The organism is Pseudoalteromonas sp. S408, assembly GCF_005886645.1.
Lineage (GTDB): Bacteria > Pseudomonadota > Gammaproteobacteria > Enterobacterales > Alteromonadaceae > Pseudoalteromonas.
In genome coordinates, this window is record NZ_PNDY01000081.1 from 1 (window position 1) to 216 (window position 216).

1 protein-coding gene is annotated in these 216 nt (G+C 34.7%); it reads left to right on the forward strand.

Annotated elements, in window-relative coordinates; all coding sequences use genetic code 11:
- On the forward strand, positions 1-216 hold a 216-nt coding region (locus tag CWB62_RS18785), incomplete at both ends, for a hypothetical protein (protein WP_212747503.1).

The window sequence follows — 216 nt, forward strand, 5'->3', positions numbered from 1 at the left end:
TATGAAGCAGCGGCACATGTAAAGCCCCATGCGAATATTAGTTTAGTGCAATTTCAACAATATGAAATGATGGAGGCAAGAATGATGGCACCCTTAGTTAGAATTATCCAATCGTTCAATCCTATCACTATTGATATAAATGACTTTGGCTCTTTTCAAACCCATACTATCTTTTTTAATATCGCTACTAAAAACGAATTGATCTTGATGGTGAAA